Below are 25,047 nucleotides of genomic sequence, written 5' to 3'. Positions count from 1 at the left end.
CAGCGCTCGGAATACCCCTGCGCCATCGCCACCACCACCTTGCGCTTGCCGGTGAACGGCGAGCGCGCATGGGCCGCGAGCATGTTGTCGAGCATCATCACGTCGTTCTCCAGCCACGGGAACTTGATGGTGCATTCGTCCAGCACGCCGCGCACTTCGTCGAGCAGATCGACCTCGATCGGCGAGCCGTCGCCGTAATAGACGTTACGCGGCAGGTCTTCCTCGTCCACCACGTCCAGCAGGCTTTCCCGCACTTCCGCCTGCAAATTGGAGATGTGGAACAGGTGCGCCTGGTTGAACCAGACCATGTCCTGGGTGACCGGGTGACGCGCCACTGACTGGCAGATCTGCCGGGTGCGCAGTTCGCCGTCGTCCTTCCACTCGCACTGGATCGAATGCGCGCGGCAATAGGCCTCGACCACGCTTTCGTCCTCGGTGTTGAACACCTGGCTCCACTCGACGTCGAGGCCGTTGCCGTAGTTGCGCACGTACATCAGCTTCTTCTCGATGAAGCGATCGCGGATCCGCGCCGGGATCTTGCGGTAGACCTCGCGGCTGTCGGCAATCGGCGTCTCGCCGCCGGTCTCGGCGGCGATCATGCTGTAGAACCAGATGCGCATCGGCCAATCGAGGGTGTAGGCCTGCTCGTTGTGCAACGGGATGCTCTGGTGCGCCGGGTACTCGGTGGAGGTGTAGACGCCCTTGGTCACGTTGCTGCGCGGCGTGGAGCCGAACTCGTAGCTGAGCAGCGGATCACCGAAACCCGCGGCGAACTCGCGAAAGCGCTCGGCACCGCCCACCTCGAAACCACGGAACAGGATGCCGCCGGCGGTGTACAGGTGCTGCGCCACTAGCGGCTTGAACTCGCCCAGCGCCTCCATCAGATCCAGGCCGGGTTCAGGCGCCTCGATCAACATGGGCAAGGTGCCCGCCCCGGCCAGCAAGGGTCGGATGTCCAAACTCAACGCATGACTCATGAAATTTCTCCCTGAAGGGTGCAATCGCCCGAGCCCCAGCGGTCAGGCGCGACACCGGTGTCCTGATGGAACGTACGGCCTTGGCGGAAAATTAAGTCCGCCGGTCTTACCTGCGTGAAACATCTGCTTGCATCTCTGTTACATCTTTTCCTTAAAGCCGGCCCGCCATTACTCGTTCAGGTAAGGATGCAGCGGCCACGGCGGCCGCTTTCACCGACACCGAAAGCCCGGGGCGCGCCCCTGGAGCTTGCAGCGAGAGCGTTACCCCATGTCGAAGAAGTCCCGCTCGAAAATCTGGTTCCTGGTGCACAGTTGGCTGGCGCTGCCGATCTGGTTTTTCGTGCTGATCGTCTGCGTCACGGGAACCCTGGCCGTGGTCAGCAAGGAAATCATGTGGCTGGCCTACCCCGAGATGCGCGCCGACCAGCCCTCGGACGATGCCACCCGCCTGAGCTTCGATCAGGTCAAAGACCGGCTTGGACAACATCACCCCCAGGCCATCCTCGGCACCATCTTCAAGCCCGACGGCGACTATTTCGCCCTCAACGTCTCGGTGACCCTGCCGGACGGACGCTCCACGGTCGCCTATGTGAACCCCTACACCGGTGACCTTCAGGGCTACGCGCCGACGTTCGACTTTCGCCGCTTCACCCGGGCCCTGCACGGCTGGTGGCTGGTGCCGTTCACCAATGGTTACGCCTGGGGCTGGTATCTGGTGTCATTTCTCGGCTTGCCAATGCTCGCGTCATTGGTCACCGGACTGGTGGTCTACAAGCGCTTCTGGAAAGGCTTTTTCAAACCGGTCCTGCGCTTCAACCACGGCGCGCGGATTTTCTGGGGCGACTTCCACCGCTTGAGCGGCATCTGGTCGATCTGGTTCATTGCGGTGATTTCCATCACCGGCACCTGGTTCCTGATCCAGGCCATCCTCGCGGACAACCAGATCAGCATTTCCAGTTACTCGCCGGTGACCTCGGTGATCGCCCACGACAGCGTCCCCCTGAGCAGCGACGGCTCGCCTCCGGCCATGATCGGCCTGGACCAGGCCGTCACCATCGCGCAGCAGAAGATACCGGGCCTCGAGGCGAGCAATATCTCGCTGCCGAGCAACACCTACGGCACCCTTCAGGCGGCCGGGCGCAGTTGGTATCCATTGATGTACCAATCGGTGAACATTCACCCCTACACCGGCGAGATCACCTCCTCCCGGCTGCTCTCCGACCGCACGCCCACCGAGTTCGTCACCGAATCGATGCGCCCGCTGCACACCGGCGATTTCGGCGGGATCTGGATCAAGCTGATCTGGGCGTTCTTCGGCCTGCTGTTGTCGATGATGGTGCTCAGTGGATTGCTGATCTGGAGCAAACGCACAGCGCTGGCGACGGCGGCGGCGTTGAAGCGCACGACCAAGGAAGAACGCAAACGCGTGAAGGCCGACTCGCTGGTTTGAGCGATGCCGCTCCAAAAACAAAAACGCCCCGGCCAAAAACCGGGGCGTTTTCACAAGCCGCGCTCACTCACTGCGCCGCTTGCGCCTCCATCTTCTGCCGCAGGCTCAGCGGACGCATGTCGGTCCACACCTCTTCGATGTAGGCCAGGCAGTCCTTCTTCAACCCGCTCTTGCCCACGGTGCGCCAGCCGCTCGGTACTTCCTTGTACTCCGGCCAGATGGAATATTGCTCCTCGTGGTTGACCACTACCTGGAACACGATGTCGTCGCGGTCAAATACTGAAGTCATTGTTGCTCTCCGTCGTTATCAAGCCAGGCCGCGCCACCCGCGCGGCCCTCTTGTGGAATGAACGTATCGCTACGCCAGAAAATTACAGGCTGGCCACCGCGGCAGCCAGGGCACGGCCGAAAATCGCCGAGACTTCATCGATCTGCTCGGCGGTGATCACCAGCGGCGGCAGGAAGCGCACGACGCTGCCATGCCGGCCGCCCAGCTCGAGAATCAGCCCGCGCTTGAGGCATTCGCGCTGCACCAGCGGCGCCAGGCGCGGGAAGTACGGGGCGTGGCCGCGAGCATCCGGCTCGCCGCTCGGGTCCACCAGCTCGACGCCCAGCATCAGCCCGCGTCCACGGATATCACCCAGTTGCGGGTAGTCGTGTTGCAGGTCGCGCAGGTGCCCAGTCAGGCGCTCGCCCATGGCGGCAGCGTGCTCGCAGACGTTGTGCTCTTTGAGGTAGCGAATCACCGCCGAACCCGCGGCCATCGCCATCTGATTGCCACGGAAGGTGCCGGCATGGGCGCCCGGCGACCAGGTGTCCAGCCAGTCGCGGTAGACCATCACCGCCAGCGGCAGGCTGCCGCCGATGGCCTTGGACATGACCACCACGTCCGGGATGATGCCGGCGTGTTCGAAGGCGAACATCTTGCCGGTACGGGCAAAGCCGCTCTGGATTTCATCGACGATCAGCGCCACGCCGGCTTTCTCGGTGATGGCGCGCACACCGCGCAGCCAGTCGAGGTCCGCCGGAATCACGCCGCCCTCGCCCTGCACCACCTCGACGATCACCGCCGCCGGCAGTTGCACGCCGGCTTCCGGGTCGCTCAGCAGGTTCTGCAGGTAACTCAGGTTGGCCTTGACCCCGGCCGCGCCGCCGAGCCCGAACGGGCAACGGTAGTCGTAGGGATAGGGCATGAATTGCACGCCGCTGGTGAGCAGCGCGCCCAGCGGACGTTTCGGCCCCAGGCTGCCCATCAGGCTCAGCGCGCCCTGGCTCATGCCGTGATAACCGCCCTGGAACGACAGCACGGTGCTGCGCCCGGTGGCGGTGCGCACCAGTTTCAGCGCGGCTTCCACCGCGTCGGTGCCGGTCGGGCCGCAGAACTGGATCTTCGCTTCCGCCGCCAGCGCCGGCGGCAGGATGCTGAACAGGTCCTGGACGAACTGGTCCTTCACCGGCGTGGTGAGGTCCAGGGTGTGCAGCGGCAGTTCATCCGCCAGCACCTGTTGAATGGCCTCGATCACCACCGGGTGGTTGTGGCCCAGCGCCAGGGTGCCGGCACCGGCCAGACAGTCGATGAAACGGCGGCCTTCGACGTCCTCGACGTGCAGGCCCTTGGCGCGTTTCAGCGCCAGCGGGATACGTCGCGGGTAGCTGCGCGCGTTGGATTCCTGGCGGCTTTGCCGGGCCAGCAGCGGCGACTCGTCGAACTCGTAGAGCGTCTCGTCGGCGTCCTGACCTTCGGTAAACCTGATAGCGACTGACATCTGTGCAACCCTCAAAAAGAGTGGATGAGGCGAACCGTTAGCCGCCTGTTTCACCCGGCGTTGAAGCGGGTGAAACAGGCATTCATTCCTTCCTTGAAAAACGCGTCAGGGCGTCGCGGATTTACAGCGTGCGACAGCTTTTTTCCGCAACGCCCGCCCGCGGCTTAAAGCGCCTCCAGTTCCGCCATCAGGTCCGACAGGCGGTCGACCTTGGCCTCGTCGATGCGCGTGTCTTGCTGGCCGTCGATGTACTGCGCCAACGCCTGCAAGGTGTTGAGTTCGAACATCGCCCGCAGCGGCACGTGATGCCCCAGTTCCTTCTGCACCCGGCTGACGATTTGCGTCGCCAGCAACGAGTGCCCGCCCAGTTCGAAGAAGTCGTCGCTCATGCCGACCTTCTCGACTTTCAGCACGTCGGCCCAGATCGCCGCCAGTTGTCGCTCCAGCTCGGTGGCCGGTGCGACATAGGCCGCGTGCGCATGGCCGATGTCCGGTTGCGGCAGGGCCTTGCGATCGAGCTTGCCGTTCGGCGTCAGCGGCAACTGTTCAAGGAACAGCCACTGCGTCGGCACCATGAAGCCCGGCAGGTCCTGGCCCAGCAGCGCCTTGAGCTCGGCGACCAGTTCGTCGCCCTGACCACCCACGACCCAGGCCACCAGTTGCGTACCGTTGGCGGTTTCCTTCGCCAGCACCACCGCCTCGCGGACGGCGGCATGCCGGAGGATCTGCGCTTCGATTTCACCCAGCTCGATGCGCAAGCCGCGAATCTTCACCTGATGGTCGATACGGCCGAGGTAGTCGATCACGCCATCGGCGCGGTAGCGCACCAGGTCGCCGGTGCGGTACAGACGGGCGCCCGGGGTGAACGGATCCGGCACGAAACGCTCGGCGGTCAGGTCGGGACGCTGGTGATATCCGCGGGCCAACGAGTCGCCGCCGACGTACAGCTCGCCAGCGCTGCCCACCGGGCAGACCTGCAAGTTGGCGTCCAGCACGTAGGTGCGCACGTTGCTGATCGGCCGGCCGATCGCTGCGATCGCCGTGTCCACCGGACCTTCGATCAGCAGGCTGCTGGTGTCGATGGTCGCTTCGGTCGGGCCGTACAGGTTGTAGACCTGACCATTCCATTGTTGACGCAACTGCTCCACCAGCGCCGCGCTTAGCCCCTCGCCACCGAAGGCCAGGGTGCGCAGCGAATCCAGTTGGCCGCCCTTCACGTCCGGCAACAGCGCCTGAAGTACCGACGGCGCCAATTGCAGGATGCTGATCTGGTGCTCGGCCACTTCACTCCAGAGCAACGACAAATCATCGCTCAGCGCCGGGCTGGCGAGCACCAGTTGCGCGCCGTTCAGCAGCGGCAGCCAGAATTCCCAGACCGAGGCGTCGAAGCTGAACGCGGTCTTCTGCAGCACGCGGTCATGCGGCGCCAGTTTCAGCTCGTTCTGCATCCACAGCATGTGGTTGGTCAACGCGCCATGGCGGATTTCCACGCCTTTTGGCCGACCGGTGGAGCCGGAGGTGTAGATCACGTAGGCGAGGTTGTCCGGGTTCAGGTGAACCTGCGGCGGCGCGATATCGGTCCTGTCTTGCCAGTCGATCAGGCGGTCCAGTTCCAGGCTGCGCACCTGCTCGCTCACCGGCAATTGCGCCAGCAGCGACGACTGAGTCAGCAACAGACGAATGCCACTGTCGCGCAGCATGTAATCCAGACGCTCACGCGGGTACGCCGGGTCCAGCGGCACATAGGCGCCGCCGACCTTGAGGATCGCCAGCAGGCCGACCACCATTTCCAGGCTGCGCTCCAGCGAGATCCCCACCAGCACGTCCGGGCCCACGCCCAGTTCACGCAGACGGTGCGCCAGACGATTGGCCTGACGATCCAGTTCGGCGTAGCTCAGTTGCCGCTCGCCAAGGATCAGCGCCACGGCGTCCGGTGTGGCTTGCACCTGAGCTTCGATCAGGTCGTGGATCGGTGCGTCGGCAAAGGCCACTGCCGTGTCGTTCCAGTCCTGCAACAGGTGCTGACGCTCGGCGTCGTCCAGCAGCGGCAGTTCGCCCAGCAATGCCCGGGCGTCGCTGGCCAGCGCCTGCAGCAGGTGTTCGAAATGCCTGGCCAGTTGCGTGATCGCCGGCGCATCGAAATGACCGCGGTCATAACTCATCGACAGCACCAGTCGCTCGCCCGCCTCCACAGCCAGGGTCAGCGGATAGTGGGTCTGCTCCTGCGCGATCACGTTGTCGAACACCAGCGACTGCGGCGATGCCTGTTGCAGCGCTTCGGCGATCGGGTAGTTCTCGAAGACCATGATCGAGTCGAACAGCGACTCGCCACCCCAGCCCGCCCAGCGCTGGACTTCGTACAGCGGCGAGTGTTCGTGCTCACGCAAGCCCAGGTTCAGCGCCTGCACCTGCTGCACCCAGTCACCCACGGTCTGCTCCGCACGCGGGCTGCCCGCCACCGGCAGGGTGTTGATGAACAGGCCCAGTTGCTCCTCGACACCCGGCAGTTCTGCCGGTCGCCCGGCCACTGTCGCGCCGAATGTCACCCCGGAGTGCCCGGTGTAGCGTTGCAACAGCAACATCCACGTCGATTGCAGCAGGGTATTGAGGGTCACCCGCTGCTCGCGGCCGAACTCGCCCAGTTGGTGCGTCACATGCTCGGCGAACACGTATCGATGCTCGCCGTAACCCTGCCCCGGCGCCGAGGCGCGGAAGCACGGCGCCAGCCGGGTCGGCTCGTCCAGCTCGGCCAGTTGCTCGCTCCAGAAGCGCTCGCTGGCTGCGGCATCCTGGCGTTGCAGCCACTGGATGTAGTCCTGATAGCGGCCACTCGGCGCGGGCACCGGTTCGCCGCGATAGTGCTGGAGCACCTCGCCCAACAGGCGCGAGCTGCTCCAGCCATCGAGCAGGATATGGTGGCTGGTGTAGATCAGATGCCAGGTGTCACCGTCGATGCGCAGCAGGGTCAGGCGCAACAGCGCTTCGTGCTCCACGTCGAATCCGCGCAGGCGGTCGGCGTCGGCATACGCCGTCAGCGCGATCTCCAGATCGTCACGCCCGCACCAGTCCAGCACCTCGAACGGTACCGCCAATTGCTTGCGGATCACCTGCAATGGCTGGCCGAAGCTGCTGACGAAGTTCGCCCGCAGGACTTCATGGCTGTCCACCACGGCTTGCCAGGCGGCGCGGAAACGCTCCACGTCCAACCCACGAACCCGGGCGAACATCTGGTTGATGTAGCTGCCGCCCTCCTGCTCGTACAGGCTATGGAACAGCATGCCCTGCTGCATCGGCGACAGCGGATAGATGTCGGCGATCTGCGCCGCGGCCAGCGGCAGGCTGTCCAGTTGCGGTTGGTCGAGGCCGGCCAGCGGGAAGTCCGATGGCGTCACGCCGGCCACACCGGCGGCCACGCAGTGCTCGATCAGGTGTTGCAGTTCCTGGCCGTAGGCATCGGCCAGGGCTTGCACGGTCTGGACGTCGAACACTTCGTTGCTGAAGCTCCACGCCAGTTCCAGCGCGCCATTGAGCACCTGGCCGTTGATCGCCAGCAGGCTGCCCAGCGGCGCCTCGGGGCTCTGGCCTTCGCCACTGCCTTCGCCGGACGGCGCGAACAGCGCGCCTTCGGCGGCGAAGCTGGCATCCAGTTGGCCGAGGTAGTTGAAGACGATCTCGCCCTGCGGCAGCGCCGCGAGGCTGGCTTGCGCCGCATCGCTGCCCAGGTAGCGCAGCACGCCGTAGCCGAGGCCTTTGTTCGGCACGGCACGCAGTTGTTCCTTGACCGCCTTGATCGACGCGCCCAGCTCCGCGGCCGGGGTCAGTTTCACCGGGTACAGGCTGGTGAACCAGCCGACGGTGCGGGTGGTGTCGAGGCCGTCGAAGAGGTCTTCGCGGCCGTGGCCTTCCAGGCGCACCAGCGTCTCGGCGTTACCGCTCCAGCGACTGATGACGCGGGCCAGCGCGGTGAGCAGCAGGTCGTTGATCTGGGTGCGGTAGGCCGCCGGGGCGTCCTGCAGCAACTGGCGGGTCAACGCGCTGTTCAAGCTCGTGCGAACGGTCGCTTCGTGCTTGTGCTGGCGGCCGCCGTCGGCACGGTCCAGCGGCAGCGCGTCGCTGACGCCCTGCAACTGCGCCTGCCACCAGCCCAGTTCCTGCTCCAGCGCCGAAGTACCGGCGAAGGTGCGCAGGTGTTCGGCCCAGACCTTGACCGAATGGGTCTTGGCCGGCAGCGCGGCACCGTTATAGGCCGCTTGCAGGTCCTCCAGCAAAATCCGCCAGGACACACCGTCCACTGCCAGGTGATGAATCACCAGCAGCAGGCGTTGTTCGCCTTGCGGCAGGTTGACCAGCAGGGCGCGCAACAGCGGGCCGTTCTGCAAGTCGAGGCTGCGTTGTGCTTCGTTGGTCAGTGCAGCCAATTGATCGCGGCTGGACAGCTCGCGCACCCACAGCAACTCGCCAGCCGCCGCGTCACGGAAGCGTGCGCGCCCCTCGACGAAGCTCAGGCGCAGCGCATCGTGATGCACCAGCAGTGCCTGCAAGGCCGCTTCCAGCGGCGCTGCCTCCAGGTGCACGGTCGGCTTGAGCAGCACCGACTGGTTCCAGTGATGACGCTCAGGAATCGGGCTGTCGAAGAACCAATGCTGGATAGGCATCAACGGGGTTTCGCCGGTCACCGGACCCTGCTCGATACGCACCACCGCGGCACGGCTCGCCACCTGGGCGATGCCCTGCACGGTCTGGCGCTGGAACAGGTCTTTCGGGCTGAACACGATGCCCGCCTGACGCGCACGGCTGACCACCTGGATGGAGATGATCGAGTCGCCGCCCAGCTCGAAGAAGTTGTCGGTGACGCCGACTTTCTCCAGCTTGAGGACGTCGGCCCAGATCGCCGCCAGTTGGGTTTCCAGCGCATTCGCCGGCGCGACATAGGCGGCCTGCGACTGGCTGATATCCGGCTTCGGCAGCGCACGGCGGTCCAGCTTGCCGTTGGCGCTCAGCGGCATTTTTTCCAGCAGCACGAAGTGGCTCGGCACCATGAACTCGGGCAGGTGGACTTTCAGGTGCGCCTTGAGCGCGTCCTTCAGCTCACTGCTGTCCTCGGCCACCAGATACGCCGCCAGTTGCTTGCCGCTCGGGCCATCGATATCGATCACGCTGGCTTCGCGGACTGCCGGGTATTCCAGCAGGCGCGCTTCGATTTCACCCAGCTCGATCCGCAACCCGCGAATCTTCACTTGATGGTCGATACGACCGGCGTATTCGATCACGCCCTCGTCTCGGTAACGCGCCAGGTCGCCGGTGCGGTACAGGCGGCCGCCATTATCCGAGAACGGATCCGGCACGAAGCGTTCGGCGGTCAGCGAAGGACGATTGTGGTAACCACGAGCCAGACCGACACCGCCCAGGTACAGCTCGGCAGCGGTGCCTGGTGCGGCGGGCAGCAGGCCGTCTTCGAGGATGTGGGTTTTCAGGTTGTCGATTGGCTGACCGATCGGAACGCTCAGGTGATCGTTGACGGTGCAGGTCCAGTGAGTGACGTCGATCGCCGCCTCGGTCGGACCGTACAGGTTGTACAGGCCGGTGTGTGGCAGGCGTTTCAACACTTGAGCCGCCAGCTCGGCCGGCAATGCTTCACCGCTGCAAACGACGCGTTTCAGCGAGGCGCATGTTTCGACCAACTCGCTGGTCATGAACGCCTGAAGCATCGACGGCACGAAGTGCAGCGTGCTGACGCCGTACTCGTTGATGGTCGCCACCAGACGCTCCGGGTCACGGTGATCGCCCGGCAATGCAACCGCCAGACGGGCGCCGGTCAGCAGCGGCCAGAAGAACTCCCATACCGACACGTCGAAGCTGAACGGAGTCTTTTGCAGCACGGTATCCGTGCCGTCCAGAGCGTAAGCCTTCTGCATCCAGTGCAAGCGGTTGACCAAGGCGCGATGGCTGTTGCCCGCCCCTTTCGGCTTGCCGGTGGAGCCCGAGGTGTAGATCACGTAGGCGAGGTTTTCCGGCACGCTGTGCAGCGACGGGTTGGCGTCGCTGTAACCGTTCAGATCCAGTTGATCCAGGTAAAGCGACTGGATACCCGCTGGAATCGGCAGACGATCAACCAGCGCCTTTTGGGTCAGCAGCAATTGCACGCCACTGTCCTCGATCATGTACGTCAGACGGTCCTGTGGATAATCCGGGTCCAGCGGCACATAAGCACCGCCCGCCTTGATGATCGCCACCAGGCCGATAACCATTTCCAGGCTGCGCTCGACCGAAATGCCCACCAGCGCATCCGGGCCAACGCCCAGTTCGCGCAGCTTGTGAGCGAGTTGGTTGGCGCGGCGGTTGACCTCGGCGTAGCTCAGTTCTTCACCGGCAAACACCAGCGCCGGAGCGTCCGGCGTCGCGACGACCTGCGCCTCGATCAGGCTCTGGATGCACGCCTCGCTCGGGAACCCGGCGGCGGTGGCGTTCCAGTCGCGCAGGATGTGCTGCTGCTCGGCATCGCCCAGCAGCGGCAGCTCACCGATACGCTGCTGCGCATCGGCAACCATGCCCCGCAGCAGGTTCTGCCAATGCTCGGCCATGCGCGCGATGGTGTCCGCTTCGAACAGCGCGGTGGCGTAGGTCAGCGACGCGCTGAGGCCGTTGTCCTGTTCGACGGTGTTGAGCATCAGGTCGAACTGCGCGGTTTGCTTCTCCGAGGTCACCCCTTGCAGGGTCAGCCCGGCCAGCTCGCGCACCAGTTGCGGCGCCTCGTTCTGGTGGTTGTACATCACCTGGAACAGCGGGCTGCGGCTCAGGTCGCGCTGGGGTTGCAGCGCTTCCACCAGTTGCTCGAACGGCAGGTCCTGATGGGCCTGGGCCTGCAAGGCATGACGCTTGACCTGTTGCAGCAGCGCGGCAACGGTGGTCTGCGAATCCACCTCGGCCTTGAGCACCTGGGTGTTGACGAAGAAGCCGATCAGGCCTTCGGTTTCGGCGCGGTTGCGGTTGGCGATCGGCACGCCGACACGCACATCGCCCAGGCCCGAATAGCGGTGCAGCAAGGTCTGCAACGAAGCCAGCAGGAGCATGAACAGGGTCACGCCCTGCGCCTGCGCCAGCCCTTTCAGGCGCGCGGCCAGTTCGACGTCCAGTTCCAGGTGCAGTTGCGCACCCTCGGTGCTCTGCACCGGCGGACGCGGATGGTCTGTCGGCAGTTCCAGCACCGGTTGTTCGCCGCCCAGTTGCGCGGTCCAGTAGGCCAGTTGCCGGTCCTTCTCGCCCGCATCCATCCAGGTGCGCTGCCACAAGGCGTAGTCGGCGTACTGGATCGGCAGTGGCGCCAACGCGACGTCCTCGCCCTGGCTGTAGCCGGCGTACAGGCGCATCAGCTCATCGACCATGATCGGCATCGACCAGCCGTCGGTGACGATATGGTGCTGGACCAACACCAGCACATGCTCGTTCTCGCCCAAGTGCAGCAAGCGCACCCGCAGCAGTGGGCCCTGTTCCAGGTCGAACGGCCGCAGGGTTTCGTCCTCGATAAACAGGCGCACCTGTTCGTCTCGCGGCAGTGGCGAGTCCGGCAGTTGCTCCAGCGCCAGCACGAACGGCGCCGCCCCGTGGATGACCTGCACGGCCTGGCTGCCGTCCTGGCGGAAGGTGGTGCGCAGGGTTTCGTGGCGGCCGATCAGGGTTTCGAAGGCCAGTTCCAGCGCGGCGATATCCAGCGCGCCCTTCAGGCGCAGCGCCGCCGGCATGTTGTACGCCGCGCTCTGCGGCTCCAGTTGCCAGAGGAACCACTGCCGTTGCTGAGCGTACGAAAGCGCCAGCGGCTGGCCGCGGTCAGCCTTGCCGATGGCTTGCAGCTTGCTGCTTTCACCTTGCTCGACTTGGCGGGCAAAACCGCGCAGGTCCTTGGCTTCGAACAGGCTGCGCAACGACAGCTCGATCTTCAGGGCCTGGCGCACGCGGGAGATGACCTGGGTCGCCAGCAGCGAATGGCCGCCCAGTTCGAAGAAGCTGTCATCGAGGCCGACGCGCTCGATCTTCAGCACCTCGGCCCAGATGGCGGCCAGTTGTTGTTCAAGTTCAGTGACCGGCGCCACATAGGCGGTTTGCGACAGGGTGGTGTCCGGCTTCGGCAGCGCCTTGCGGTCGAGCTTGCCGTTCGGCGTCAACGGCATCGCCGCCAACAGCACGAAGTGGGTCGGCACCATGTAGTCCGGCAGGCTGGCTTTCAGTGCGGTTTTCAGCTCTTCACGCAGCGCCTCGGCATCGCTCGCCACTTTCGTAGTCACGTAGGCCGCAAGCTGCTTGCCCTGTGGGCCGTCGATATCCAGCACCACCGCTTCGCGGATCGCCGGATGCTCTTGCAGGCGGGTTTCGATCTCGCCCAGTTCGATACGGTAGCCACGGATCTTCACTTGATGGTCGGCGCGGCCGACGTATTCGAGGACACCATCGGCGCGGCGGCGCGCCAGGTCACCGGTGCGGTAGAGCCGCTCCCCCGGCGCGCCGAACGGGTTCGGCACGAACACCGGGGTGGTGCGACGCGGGTCGGCGACATAGCCACGGCCAACACCGGTGCCGGCCACGCACAATTCGCCCACAGCGCCCAGCGGCACCAGCTCCAGCGCGTCGTCCAACAGGTAGATCAGGTTGTTGTCGGTCGGCGTGCCGATCGGCAAGTAAGTGCTTTGCGTGGAATCCAGATCGACGCGGAAGAACGCCACGTCGTCCGAGCACTCGGCCGGGCCGTAGGCGTTGACGAGGCCGATCTGTGGATAACGTTGCAGCCACTGGCGAGCCAGTTCAGGCGGCATGGCTTCGCCGGTCGGCAGCATCCAGCGCAGGCCGTCGAGGGAAACCCGCTCTTCGGCCAGCAAGCCCTGAATCAGCGACGGCACGCTTTCCAGCACGCTGATGCCTTGCGCCTCAACGTGGGCCAGCAGCGCCTGCGGATCGCGGGCGATGTCGTTCGGCACGATATCCACGCGGGCCCCGAACAGCGGCGCGGCGAGGAACTGCCAGACGGAAATATCGAAGCTCTGCGACGCGGTTTGCGCGATCACATCGGCGTCGCTCAAATCCAGATACGGCACCTTGCTCAACTGGTTGTTGAGCATGCCGCGCTGCTCGACCATCACGCCTTTCGGCAGGCCGGTGGAGCCGGAGGTGAAGATCACATAAGCGAGATTGTCCGGGGCGCTGTAGCGGCCCGGGTTATCCACAGACACCCCGCTCTGCTGGACCTGTTCCCAGACCAGCAGGTGCACCGGGCTTTCCAGCGCGGCCAACAGTTCGCGGGCCTGCGCCTCGCACTCGGCGCTGCACACCAGCACCGGCGCACCGCTCTGCGCGATCACGCCGCTCAAACGCGGATTCGGCAACGCCGGGTCCAGCGGCAGATAACCTGCGCCAGCCTTGAAGCTGCCGACGATCATGCCCAGCAGGTCCGGGCCGCGCTCGGCCAGCAGGGCGATGGGTTGGTCGAAGCCAACGCCCGCCGCGATCAGGGCATGACCCAGACGGTTGGCGGCGGCGTTCAGTTCGGCGTAGCTGTCCTGACGCTCAAGGCACGAGACAGCGATGCGTTCGGGATGCGCGGCGACCTGTTCTTCGAACAGCGCCACATAACTGCGCTCCAGCGGGTAGTCGTGGGCGCTCTGATTGCAGCCGTTGACCAGGAATTCGCGCTCGGCCTCGCCCAGCAGCGGCAACTCGGCCATATCGCCATGGAAGCCTTCCACCAGCGCCAGCAGCAGGCGCTTGAACTCGGCGAGTATGCCGTTAACGGTGGACTCGTCGAAGTAACGCTGGTCGTAGGACAGATGCAGGCCGAGGTCGTCGCCCGGGTAGCAGACGGCCGTCAGCGGGTAGTTGGTGTGGGTCCGGCCGGAATCCGATGTGGCGTTGAGGCTTTGCGCACGGTCCAGCACCGAGACTTCCACCGGGGCGTTCTCGAACACGAACAGGCTGTCGAACAGCGGCATGCCCTTGGGCAGTTCGCTGTTTTCCTGAATGTTCACCAGCGGCAGGTATTCGTACTCGCGCAGCTCCATGTTGCTGTCCAGCAAGCCGCTCAGCCACTGGCGCACGCTCTGCCGCTGGCCGTCGCGCGGCAGGCCGACGCGCAGGGCAATGGTGTTGATGAACAGGCCGACGGTGCGCTGCATCTGCGGCATGTCTACCGGACGTCCGGCCACGGTGACGCCGAACAGCACGTCACGGTCGCCGCTCATGCGCCGCAGGGTCAGGGCCCACGCCGCCTGGGCGAAGGTGTTGACGGTCAGTTGATGCTGCTGGGCCAGTTCGCGCAGGCGGGCGCCGTCCTTCACCTCGAGACGGGTGTAGACGTCGCCGACGATCATGCCGCCGTGCTCGCTGGCGTGCTCGCGCAGGTACGGCCGGTCGCTCGGGATCGGCGTCGGCCGCTCGAAGCCGCGCAGGTTGTCGCGCCACCAGGTGCGCGCCTGTTCCAGGCCACGCTGTTGCAGCCAGCCGATGTAGTCGCGGTAGCGCGGCGGCGGCGGCAGTTGCGCGTCGCGGCCCTCGCCGAGGGCCATGTAGATATCGAAGAAGTCGTTCATCAGCAGCGAACGGCACCAGGCATCGATCAGGATGTGGTGGTTGCTCATCATGAACCAGTAGTTCGCCTCGCCGACGCGGATCAGCCGCAGGTGGAACGGCGCCTGCCGCAGCAGATCGAAACCGGCCTCGCGCTCGCGCTTGTGCAGCGCTTGCAGGCGCGGCTCCTGTTCATCCGCCGGCACCTCGCGCCAGTCGAGGTATTCGACGGCGGTGTCGCCCGGCTTGTGGATAACCTGCAGCATGGTCTGCCCGACGTCCCAGCAGAACGATGCGCGCAGCGCTTCATGACGGGCGACCACGGCCTGCCAGGCGTGGGCGAAACGCTCGGGGTCGAGGTCGCTGTTGATGCGGTAGCGGTCCTGCATGTAGTACAGGCCGGTGCCCGGTTCCAGCAGGGTGTGCAGGAGCATGCCCTCCTGCATCGGGGTCAGCGGATAGACGTCCTCGATCCGCGCCGCCGGCACCGGCAGCGCGTCGAGTTGTGCCTGGGTCAGGCTGGCCAGCGGGAAGTCCGACGGCGTCAGGCCGCCATTGCCTTCGGTGACGCAGTGCTCGACCAGCGCCTGCAACTGCGCCAGGTAGGCAGTGGCCAGGTTGTCGATGATCGCGACCTGATGGCGCTCGCCACTGAAGGTCCAGCGCAGCACCAGTTCGCCGGCGTAAACCTGGGCGTCGATGCTCAGTTCGTTGGGCAACGGCGCGTGCGGGTCATGGGCGGTGCCGGCGGATTCTTCCAGCGGACGGAACAGCCCGTCGCTGGCAAAGCTCTGGTCGAACTGGCCGAGGTAGTTGAAGGTGACCGGCGCCAGCGGCAGCGCCTGCAGCGCCGCACGGCTGGCGTCGTCGCCGAGGTAGCGCAGCACGCCGTAGCCGAGGCCCTTGTGCGGCACTTGGCGCAGTTGTTCTTTGATCGCCTTGATCGACGCGGCGGCGTCGTTCGCCACCGGGGTCAGGCGCAGCGGATAGGCGCTGGTGAACCAGCCGACGCTGCGGGTCAGGTCGATCTCGTCGAACAGGGTTTCGCGGCCGTGGCCTTCGAGCTGGACCAGCGCCGACGCCTGCCCGGTCCACTGGCACAGCACACGGGCCAGGGCGGTCAGCAGCAGGTCGTTGATCTGCGTGCGGTACGCCGCCGGGGCGTCTTGCAGTAGCTGACGGGTGCGCTGGGCGTCCAGGCGCACGCTGACGGTGGCGGCGTGCAGGTTCTGCTGGCCGCCATTGAGGTCGGTGTCCGGCAGTTGCTGGGCGGCGCCCGCCAGTTGCGCTTGCCACCAGTCGCGTTCTTCGCGCAGCGATTCGCTCGCCGCGTAGGTGTGCAGGCGTGCCGCCCAGTCACGCATCGCGCTGGTCTTGGCCGGCAGTTGCACGGCCTCGCCGACTTGCAACTGGCGATAGGCGGTTTGCAGGTCTTCCAGCAGCACGCGCCAGGACACGCCGTCCACCACCAGGTGATGGATCGCCAGCAGCAGGCGTTGCTGCCCTTGCGGGCCGTCCACCAGCAAGGCGCGCAGCAGCGGACCGTGCGCGAGGTCGAGGCTGCGCTGGGCGTCGTCGAACAGGTCGGCGCACTGGGTCATGTCGCTGACCTGCGCCACCCGCAACAGGCTATCGCCCGCGTTCTCGCTGAACTGCGCCTGCCACTGTCCGTCACGCTCGCTGAAGCGCAGGCGCAGGGCGTCGTGCTGGTGCTGCACGGCGTTCAGTGCCTGTTCCAGCAGCGCGGCGTGCAGGGTGAGGGTCGGTTCCAGCAGCACCGCCTGGTTCCAGTGTTGGCGGTTGGTAATCGGGGTGTCGAAGAACCAGTGCTGGATCGGCGTAAGGCCCGAGGTACCGCTGAGGAGGCCCTGTTCGGCGCTGACCCGTTCTTGCGTGGTAGCCACCGCAGCGAGGCTCTGCACGGTCTGGTGCTGGAACAGGTCGCGGGGGCTGAAGTGAATGCCGGCCGCACGGGCACGGCTGACCACCTGGATCGACAGGATCGAGTCGCCGCCCAGTTCGAAGAAGTTGTCGTTGAGGCCGACCTGGGCGACGTTGAGGACTTCGCCCCAGATCCGCGCCAGGGTCAGTTCCAGCTCGCTGCTCGGCGCCACGTAATGCTGACGGTTCAACTCCGGGTCCGGCGCCGGCAAGGCGCGGCGGTCGAGCTTGCCGTTGGCGGTCAGCGGCATGGCGTCGAGCAGGATCAGGTGGGTCGGCACCATGTAGTCCGGCAGTTGCGCCTTGAGGGCGGTTTTCAGCGCCTCGCGCAGGTGCGCCTGTTGCGCCTCGTTCTGATTAGCGACGTCGCTGACCAGATAGCCGGCCAGTTGTTTGCCCGCCGGCGTTTCCAGCGCCAGCACCACCGCTTCGCGGATGGCCGGGTGGTCCAGCAGGCGGGTTTCGATTTCGCCCAGTTCGATACGGAAACCGCGGATCTTCACCTGATGGTCGACCCGGCCGATGTATTCCACCTGACCATCGGCGCGCTGGCGCACCAGGTCACCGGTGCGGTACAGACGACCGCCATCGGTGGCGAACGGGTCGGCGACGAAGCGCTCGGCGGTCAGCCCCGCCCGTTCGTGATAGCCGACCGCGAGGCCGGCGCCGCCGACGTACAGCTCACCGGTGGCGCCTTGCGGCACCAGCGCGAGGTCAGTGTCGAGGATGTACGCCACCCGCGCGCCCACCACGCTGCCGATCGGCACGCTGGCCTGGCCCTCGTCCAGCTCGGCCGGCGACAGGCAGGCCAGCGGCATGACCACGGTTTCGGTCGGACCGTAGGCGTTGAAGAACAGTGCCGGGGCGAAGGCCGCGCGAATCCGTTGCAGGTGCTCGCCGGTCAGCGCCTCGCCACCGGTGATGCACATGCGCACCGGCAGACGCTGTTGCTGGGTCGCCAGCCACTGCGCCAACTGGCTGCCGTAGCTCGGGGTGAAACCGAGGATGGTCACGCCCTGCTCGCGGATCAGCGTGCAGATTTCCTCGGCATCCCATTGGCCCTGGGCGCGCAGCACCAACCGTGAACCGGTCAGCAAGGGCACCAGCAGGCGCTCGGTGGCGGCGTCGAAGTTGATCGAATAGAAATGCAGCTCGCAGTCGTCCGGGCGCATATCGAAGCGCTTGATCACCGCCTGGCAGTGCATGGCGATTTCGCCATGGCTGACCACCACGCCTTTCGGCAAGCCGGTGGATCCGGAGGTATAGATCAGGTACGCCTGATGCTGCGGCAGGCTGATGAACGGCGGCTCGCTATCCGGGTAGCCGGCCAGTTTCGCCAGGTCCTCTTCCAGGCTCCAGCGCGCCACGCCTTCGGGCAGCTCGCCCAAGGCGTCGAGCAAGGTCGCGTCGCTGAGCAGCAGGCGCACGCCGCTGTCCTTGATCATGTATTGCAGGCGTTCCAGCGGGTATTCCGGGTCGAGCGGCACGTAGGCGCCGCCGGCCTTGAGGATCGCCAGCAGGCCGATGACCATTTCCAGCGACCGCTCCAGCGCCAGGCCGACCCGCACCTGCGGGCCGACGCCACGCTCGCGCAGCATCCAGGCCAGGCGGTTGACCTGGGCATCCAGCTCGCCGTAGCTCAGGGTCTGGCCACGGAAGGTCAGCGCGCCGGCCTCGGGGTTGGCGCGCACGCGCTGGCTGAACAGGCTGTGAATGCACTGGTCCAGACGCTGCTCGCCCGGCTCGGCGCCGAGGCTGTCGAGCAGGCCCTGGCGTTCGCTGTCATCCAGCAGCGGCAACTCGCCGAGGCGTTGTTGCGGGTTATCCAGCAGCGCTTGCAGCAGGTTGCGCCAGTGCCCGGCCATGCGCGCGATGCGCGGCTCATCGAAGAGGTCGGTGCTGTACGTCAGGCAGCAACCGAGGCGGTGATCCAGCTCGGTGACTTCCAGGTTGAGGTCGAACTTGGTCGCCCGGGCGTCGTTGACCAGGTATTCCACGGTCATGCCCGCCAGCTCGCGGCTCTGCTGGAATTCCCAGCGCTGCACGTTGCACATCACCTGGAACAGCGGGTTCCAGGCAGCGCTGCGCGGCGGTTGCAGGGCTTCCACCAGATGGTCGAATGGCAGGTCCTGGTGCGACTGGCCTTCGATCACGGTGTGGCGGACCTGTTCGAACAGCTCGCCGACGCTCATCTGCCCGTCGAGCTGCACGCGCAGCACCTGGGTGTTGAGGAAGGCGCCGATCAGCCCTTCGCTTTCCGGGCGGATACGGTTGGCCACCGGCGCGCCGATGCGCAGGTCGGTCTGGCCGCTGTAGCGGTAGAGCAGCACCGCCAGGGCGGCGGTCATGGTCATGAACAGGGTCAGGCCGTTTTTCGCGTTGAAGGCACGCACGCGGCCGGCCAAGTCATCGGCGAGGTCGAAGCGGAACAGCTCGCCCTGGTGGCTCTGCACCGCGGGACGCGGACGGTCGCCGGGCAATTCCAGCAGCGGATGCTCCTTGCCCAGTTGCGCGGTCCAGTAGTCCAGTTGACGCTGGCGCTCGCCGGACTCCAGCCACTGACGCTGCCACACGCTGTAGTCGAGGTACTGCACCGCCAGCGGTTGCAGCGGCGATGGCTTGCCGTCGAGGAAGGCTTCGTAGAGCAGGCCCAGTTCGCGGGCGAAGATGTCCATCGCCCAGCCTTCGGTGACGATGTGGTGCAGGGTCAGGACAAAGTAGTGCTCCTGCTCGCCGGCCTTGACCAGGCAGGCGCGCAGCAGCGGGCCGGTCTCCAGGTCGAACGGCGTGTGCGCTTCGCTGTCGGCGAAGGCGTGCAGGCGCACCTCGCGTTCGGCGGCCGGCAGCGCCGAGAGATCCAGCCATTGCATGGCGACGCCGGTCTCGTCGGAGACCTTCTGGCAGGCCACGCCGTTGACGCTCGGGAAGGTGGTGCGCAGGGTTTCGTGGCGCAGGATCAGCGCCTGCAACGCGGCCTCGAAGCAGCCGATATCGAACGCGCCGCTCAGGCGCGCCATGCCGCCGACGTTGTACGCCGGGCTGTCCGGCTCCATCTGCCAGAGGAACCACATGCGTTGCTGCGAATAGGACAGCGGCACCGCCTGGCGACGATCGACCTGGCCGATCGGCTGCTGGCTGTTGCGCTCGCCGGCGGCATGCAGCGCCGCGACACGGGCGGCGAAATCGCCCAGCTCGCGGTGCTCGAACAGCACCCGCAACGGCAGCTCGACGTCGCAGCTTTGCCGCACGCGGGAAATGATCTGAGTCGCCAGCAGCGAGTGGCCGCCGAGTTCGAAGAAGTCATCGGCAAGACCGATGCGCGGCACGCCCAACACGTCGCGCCAGATCGCGGCGATGCGCTGTTCCAGCTCGGTTTGCGGCTCGATGTGCTCGCGGGATTGCCATTGCGGTTCCGGCAGGGCGCGGCGATCCAGCTTGCCGCTCGGGCCGAGGGGCATGACGTCGAGGCGCATCAGTTGCGCCGGCACCATGTATTCCGGCAGCTCCAGCGCCAGTTCGGCCTTGAGCCGCGCCACTTGCGCGGCCTCGCCCTCCTCGCTCGCCTCGGCGGTGAAGTAGCCCACCAGTTGCGGGCCGGCGACGGTCTCGCGGACCAGCACCGCGGCCTGGCCGACGCCCGCCAGCGCCAGCAAGCGGGCTTCGATTTCCTGCGGTTCGACGCGGAAACCGCGCAGCTTCACCTGATGGTCGAGACGGCCGAAATACTCCAGCGCGCCATCGGCGGCCCAGCGCACGCGGTCGCCGGTGCGGTACAGGCGCGCACCCGGCTCGCCGGCGGCATCCGGCACGAAGCGTTCGGCGGTCATTGCCGCGCGGCCCAGGTAACCCCGGGCCAGGCCGATGCCACCGATGCACAGCTCGCCGGCCACGCCATCAGGCTGGGCGTTCAGTTCGCCATCGAGGACGCGGCAAATCACGTTGCCCAGCGGCCGGCCGATCGGCGAACGCGCGCCGTCGCTGGCCTGGCAGTGCCAGTGGGTGACGTTGATCGCGGTTTCGGTCGGGCCATAGCGGTTGTGCAATTGCGCGTTGGGCAGTTGCGCCAGCACGCGGTTGCGCAACTCGGCGGGCAGCGCCTCGCCACCGGAGAACACCCGGCGCAGGCTGTCGCAGCCAGCGGTCAGCGGCTCGTCGATGAACAGTTGCAGCAGCGGCGGCACGAAGTGCAGCGTGGTCACCGCATGCTGTCGGACAAGCTGGGCGATGCGGTGCGGATCGCGGTGTTCGCCGGGGCCGGCGATGACCAGCGTGCAGCCGGTGATCAGCGGCCAGAAGCACTCCCACACCGACACGTCGAAGCTGATCGGCGCCTTCTGCATCAGCACGTCGGTTTCGTTCAACTGATACGTGGCCTGCATCCATTGCAGGCGCTCGGCCAGGGCCGCGTGGGTGTTGCCGACGCCTTTCGGTTGGCCGGTGGAACCGGAGGTGTAAATCACGTAGGCGAGGTTGTCGCCGTGCACATGCAGGCCCGGCGCGTGGCTCGGCCAGTTGTCCAGCTTGAGGGTGTCCAGGGCGATGGCGCTGACGCCCTCGGCGCTCGGCAGGTCGCCGAGCAGGTGGCTCTGGGTCAGCAGCAACGACACGCCGCTGTCGGCCAACATGTAGGCCAGGCGCTCGCTCGGGTAATCCGGGTCCAACGGCACGTAGGCGCCACCGGCCTTGATGATCGCCAGCAGGCCGACCAGCAGTTGCGGCGAGCGCTCCACGGCGATCGCGACTTTCACATCCGGGCCGACGCCCTTGTCGCGCAGGTAGTTGGCCAGGCGGTTGGCCTGAACGTGCAGGCCGGCAAAGTCGAGGCTGCCGCCGTCCCACACCAGCGCGGTGCGCTCGGGGCTGCGTTGGGCCTGTTCATTGAGCAACTCCGGCAGCCAGCGGCTGGCCGGGGCGCAGGGGGCGACGCTCCAGTCTTGCTGACGGGCCACCTCGGCGGCGTCCAGCAGGTGCAGGTCGCCGAGGGCGGTATCGGCGTCGGCGCTGACCTGGGTCAGCAGACGCACGTAATGCGCGGAGAGGCGGACGATGGTCGCCCGCTCGAACAATTCGTCGGCGTAGTCGAACGACAGGCTGATGCGCCCGTTGCGGTCCTCTTCGCTGTGCAGTTGCAGGTCGAACTTGGCTTCGCGGCTGTGCCACGGCAGCTCGTCGGCCAGCAGCCCCGGCAAGCGACGCAGCGCGCTCAGGTCGCGCTGCTGGTGGTTGAACATAACTTGGAACAGGCCCTGTTCGCGGGCCTGCGGGAAGGCTTCGACCAGTTGGTCGAACGGCAGGTCCTGATTGGCCTGGGCCTCCAGCGCGGTCTGGCGGGTGCGGGCCAACAGTTGCGCGAACGGCAGCCGTGCATCCAGTTCAGCGCGCAGCACCAGGGTGTTGATGAAGAAGCCGATCAAGCCCTGGGTTTCCAGGCGCGGACGGTTGGCGCCGGGAACGCCGACGCGGATATCGGTCTGCCCGCTGTAGCGGTGCAGCAGGCTCTGGAAACCGGCCAGCAGCAGCATGAACGGCGTCGATTGATTGTGTTGCGCCGCCGCTTTCACCGCGCTGCTCAGCTCGGCGCTCAGGCGCAGGCTGTAGCGCGCGGCGCTGTGTTGCTGACGGGCGGAACGCGGATGGTCAGTGGCGAGGTTCAGGCTCGGTTGCTCATCGCCCAGTTGCGCTTTCCAGTAATCCAGTTGGCGCTGGGCTTCACCCCGGGCCAGCCATTCGCGCTGCCACTGGCCGTAATCGGCGTAACGCACCGGCAGCGGCTCCAGCGCCAGAGGCTGGTCCTGCACGGCGGCGGCATAGAGGCGCGAGAACTCGTCGATCAGCACGTTCAGCGACCAGCCGTCAGCGATGATGTGGTGCAGGGTCACCAGCAGTTGGTGCTCCTGCTCGTCCAGGCACACGAGTTGCACCCGGAGCAGCGGGCCGTTTTCCAGGTCGAACGGCAGACGCGCCTGCTCCTCGCGGATCGCCAGGGCACGGGCACGGCGTTCATCGTCATCAAGCTCGCTGAGGTCGATACGCGAGATCGCCAGCGGGCTCGCGGCGTCGATCCGCTGCAAGGCCACGCCGTCTTCTTCGTAGAAGCGCGTGCGCAGCGATTCATGGCGTTCCACCAGATGCTGGAAGGCCGTACGCAGTGCGTCTTCGTCCAGTTCGCCGCGCAGGTTCAGGCCGGCGGGAATGTTGTAGGCGCTGCTGTGCGGATCGAGTTGCCAGGTGAACCACAGGCGGTTTTGCGCCAGGGATTGCGGCAGCCCTTCGTCGCCGGCCAGGCGGACGATGCCGTCCTGGGCCTGGGCACTGGACTGCACGCCTTCGATGGCGGCAACGAAACCTTCCAGGGTCGGCGCCTCGAACAGCAGGCGCAGGTTCAGCTCGATGCCCAGCCCTTCGCGCAGGCTGGCGACCACTTGCGTCGCGACGATGGAGTTGCCGCCCAGCAGGAAGAAGTGATCGTCGGCGGCGACATCCTCGACCTGCAGGTGCTCGCGCCAGGTACGGGCCACCAGTTCCTGCAGGTTGGACTGCGCCAGCAGCGCGTCACTGGCCTTGACCGCGCCGGCCTGCTGCGGGAACACCGCGTAGCTGTCGAGGCTGCCATCGGCCAGGCGGGTGCGGCAGGCGGAACGTTGCAGCTTGCCGCTGGAGGTCTTCGGCAAGGCGCCGGGATTGAGTAGCACCACCACGCTCGGGGCCTGCTGGAAGGCGTCGGCCACGGCATGGCGCAGGCGCTTGATCAGTTCGTCGGCAGGCACGCTTTTCTGCACGCTGCGGCCGATTTCGGCGGCGATGCCGATACCCTCGACACCGTCCTGGGTGACCGCGAACGCAGCGATGCGGCTCTTGCGCACCACGTCCACTTCACGCTCGATGGTCTGTTCGATGTCCTGTGGATAAATATTCTGGCCGCGGACGATCAGCATGTCTTTCAGGCGGCCGGTGATGTACAGCTCGCCATCGCGGATGAAGCCCAGGTCACCGGTGCGCAGCCAGGTCTGGCCGGCATGCTGGACGAAGGTCTTGGCCGTGGCCTCGGGGTTGCGCCAGTAGCCGTGGGCGATGCTCGGGCCACAGGCCCAGACTTCGCCGACCTGGTTTTCGCCCAGTTCCGCCAGGCTTTGCGGATCGGCGATCAGCACGCCGTGCTCCGGTTGGCTGGTGCCGCAGCTCATCACCGGGCTGCCCTGCCCCGGCTCGGCGGTATTGCGCGCCAGCGCCTGCTCGTCCAGACGCAGGTGCGGAATGCCCTGGCCACGCTTGCCGCCCGCGACGAACAGGGTCGCCTCGGCCAGGCCATAGGAGGCGAAGAAGCTGCTGGCGTCGAAACCGCAACCGGCGAATTTCTCGGCGAAGGCGTCCAGGCTGTCCAGGCGGATCGGCTCGGAACCGGAGTACGCCACGCGCCAGCCGCTCAGGTCGAGCCGGGCCAGCGCCGAATCGCTGACCCGCGCGGCGCAGAGCTGGTAGGCGAAGTCCGGGCCACCGCTGATGGTGCCCTTGTAGTCGCTGATCGCTTCCAGCCAGCGCAGTGGCCGGCTGAGGAAGTAGGCCGGAGCCATGAGTACGCAGGGCACACCGCTGAAGATCGGTTGCAGCAGGCCGCCGATCAGGCCCATGTCGTGGTACAGCGGCAGCCAGCTGACGATCACGTCGTCCGGGTTGAGGTCGATGCCGAAGCCGTGGCGAATCAGTTTTTCGTTGGCCACCAGGTTGCCGTGGCTGACCTGCACGCCTTTCGGCAGCGCGGTGGAGCCGGAGGTGTATTGCAAAAATGCGATGTGCTCGCCAGTCAGTTCCGGCGCTTGCCAGGCGTCGGCGCGGGCGCTGTCCAGGGTGTCGACGCACAGCAACGCCGGGGCGCCATCGGCCGCCAGTTCCGCCACTTCCAGCAGGCTCTCGCGCAGGGCCGAGGCGGTCAGCACCAGGCTCGGCTCGGCGTCGGCGATGATCGACAGCAGGCGCTCCTGGTGGTGACGGCGATTGGACTCCGGCGGATAGGCCGGCACCGCGATCACGCCGGCATACAGGCAGCCGTAGAACGCCGCGACATAGTCCGGGCCACTGGGAAACAGCAGGATCGCCCGGTCACCCAGTGCAGCCTGGGACTGCAGGGCGGCCGCGATGGTTCGCGCGCGCAGGTCCAGGTCACGGTAGGTCAGCACGAGGCCCTGGTCCTTTTCGTCGGAAAGAAACCGCAGCGCCAGTTTGTCCGGCGTCTGTGCGGCGCGACGTTGGAGGGACTGGGCCAGGGTGGCTGGAAGTTCAAACGCATCCATGATGGGTTCCTGCTAGATTCGGCTTGGCAAAAAAAGGGTCGGGGTATCGAAAAGAAAACGCGCCCGCAGCGGCCGGC

The 25,047-nt window shown here is 66.2% G+C and carries 5 protein-coding genes; 1 reads left to right on the top strand and 4 read right to left on the bottom strand.

Annotated elements, in window-relative coordinates; genetic code table 11:
• A partial coding sequence (locus NTD88_RS27135) for a TauD/TfdA family dioxygenase (protein WP_262155366.1) occupies nucleotides 1-977 on the bottom strand: 977 nt, incomplete at its 3' end.
• A gap of 268 nt (nucleotides 978-1,245) precedes the next feature.
• Between NTD88_RS27135 and NTD88_RS27130 the strand changes: the two genes are divergently transcribed.
• Nucleotides 1,246-2,427: a PepSY-associated TM helix domain-containing protein gene (locus NTD88_RS27130; RefSeq protein ID WP_262155367.1), complete on the top strand. Its 1,182-nt coding sequence runs from the start codon at nucleotides 1,246-1,248 to the stop codon at nucleotides 2,425-2,427.
• A gap of 67 nt (nucleotides 2,428-2,494) precedes the next feature.
• On the opposite strand, the gene NTD88_RS27125 is transcribed toward NTD88_RS27130, so the two are convergent.
• The 3 genes from NTD88_RS27125 to NTD88_RS27115 form a co-directional block, all read right to left on the bottom strand.
• The gene (locus tag NTD88_RS27125) at nucleotides 2,495-2,716 is read right to left on the bottom strand and encodes an MbtH family protein (RefSeq protein WP_095155658.1); all 222 of its coding nucleotides are present in this window, start codon (nucleotides 2,714-2,716) and stop codon (nucleotides 2,495-2,497) included.
• 82 nt (nucleotides 2,717-2,798) lie between these two features.
• Nucleotides 2,799-4,193, bottom strand: a complete 1,395-nt coding sequence (locus NTD88_RS27120) for an aspartate aminotransferase family protein (RefSeq protein WP_262155368.1) — start codon at nucleotides 4,191-4,193, stop codon at nucleotides 2,799-2,801.
• Nucleotides 4,194-4,357: 164 nt separating this feature from the next.
• Nucleotides 4,358-24,970 (bottom strand): non-ribosomal peptide synthase/polyketide synthase, encoded by a 20,613-nt coding sequence (locus tag NTD88_RS27115; protein WP_315975178.1) that lies wholly within the window; start codon nucleotides 24,968-24,970, stop codon nucleotides 4,358-4,360.
• Between the last annotated feature and the right edge of the window lie 77 nt (nucleotides 24,971-25,047).

Source organism: Pseudomonas sp. 20P_3.2_Bac5, assembly GCF_025466035.1.
Lineage (GTDB): Bacteria > Pseudomonadota > Gammaproteobacteria > Pseudomonadales > Pseudomonadaceae > Aquipseudomonas.
This window is presented reverse-complemented; position numbering and strand designations above follow the sequence as displayed.

Coding starts and splice junctions, on each gene's coding strand:
- NTD88_RS27130 (WP_262155367.1), top strand. CDS start 1,246: ATGTCGAAGAAGTCCCGCTCGAAAATCTGGTTCCTGGTGCACAGTTGG.
- NTD88_RS27125 (WP_095155658.1), bottom strand. CDS start 2,716: ATGACTTCAGTATTTGACCGCGACGACATCGTGTTCCAGGTAGTGGTC.
- NTD88_RS27120 (WP_262155368.1), bottom strand. CDS start 4,193: ATGTCAGTCGCTATCAGGTTTACCGAAGGTCAGGACGCCGACGAGACG.
- NTD88_RS27115 (WP_315975178.1), bottom strand. CDS start 24,970: ATGGATGCGTTTGAACTTCCAGCCACCCTGGCCCAGTCCCTCCAACGT.